Source organism: Peribacillus sp. NPDC056705 (genome assembly GCF_043656335.1).
Genome location: NZ_JBHTYI010000210.1, coordinates 1 through 1,304 on the forward strand (window position 1 = coordinate 1; position 1,304 = coordinate 1,304).

At 55.8% G+C, this 1,304-nt stretch carries 1 protein-coding gene; it reads left to right on the forward strand.

Features of this window, described 5'->3' with window-relative positions; translation table 11 throughout:
- Window positions 1-1,107 (forward strand): serine hydrolase domain-containing protein (locus ACFRAK_RS28995; RefSeq protein ID WP_394573198.1); only part of this gene is annotated, 1,107 nt, incomplete at its 5' end.
- Window positions 1,108-1,304: the final 197 nt, after the last annotated feature.

The following is a 1,304-nucleotide window of genomic DNA, read 5'->3' on the forward strand; positions in this document are numbered from 1 at the left end:
GGCTTAAGCTTCCGCGGCTTGCATGCAGCTTGCACGGCGATCGAGAGGGAGCTTCAAGCCGGAACGATGCCAGGGGCCGTGCTTGGCGTGCTGTATCAGGAGAGGCAGTGGATGTATGCTGCAGGCTATGCCGACCCCAAGCAAGCACACGCTTCTCCCTTGTCTGCCAGCGAGGAAACCTTGTACGATTGCGCTTCGCTAACCAAGGTGACAGTAACACTGCCCTTAATCCTAAGGCTGATCGATGAAGGCATGTTAACGTTGAGCACAAGGGTGTCTGACATCTTGCCTTCATTTGGCCAACTGGGCAAAGAAGAAGTTACAGTCGGTCAGCTGTTAACGCATACGTCTGGGCTTCAGGCGGATATGAATCTGCATGCGCATGGCTGGACACGGGAGCAGATGTGGGATGCGCTGTACGCAGCCCCGCTTGTTACGAAGACCGGTACGGAAGTGATATATAGCGATATCGTATTTCTGGTGCTGGGGCGATTGATTGAGACGCTGCTGCAGATGCCGCTCGATGAGGCGGCTGACAGCATGATCTTCGAACCGCTCGGCATGAACAGTGCGACATTTAGACCCTTGGCACGACAAGCAGCGTGTGCGGCAACCGAATACGATGATGCCACGAAGGGTCATCTCAGCGGCGTCGTTCATGATGAGAAGGCACGTGCTCTTGGCGGAGCGTGTGGCCATGCGGGACTATTTGCAACGGCTTCCGATCTGCTGCGATACGCCAGGATGTGGCTGCGGTATGGTCTGGCACCAAGTGATGGAGCTGCGGAGGCAACGGGAGGTCCACTGCGAGTTGTGTCGCAGGCAGCGGTACGTCATGCCATCCGGTGCCATACTGCACCGATCCCGGAAGCCTATCGCGGACTCGGTTGGGTGCTGAAAGGCGATAAGATGGATGCTTCCGGTGATTGGATGAGCCCCCGTTGTTACGGCCATACCGGGTTCACCGGCACCAGCCTCTTCATCGATCCGGATCATGAACTGGCGGTCGTATTACTCACGAACCGGGTATACGGAGGAAGAAACACCAGTGTAGCCTCATTGCGGGCGAGGGTACATAATGCGCTGACGGCTGCGGTTAGCGGCTGAGGCTTGTCGTTGTTGGTTATCCCCCAATTACCCAATTCGAAGGAGGTATGTATGACGATGAACAGCTTAACCTACCGAACGTACCAGCCCGGAGATGAAAATGGCATCATATCGCTATGGAATGATTGCATAACGGGAGATCCGATCACGCCGCTTCGGTTCCGCAAGCTGGTCCTGCTGGATCCGAATTTTGATTC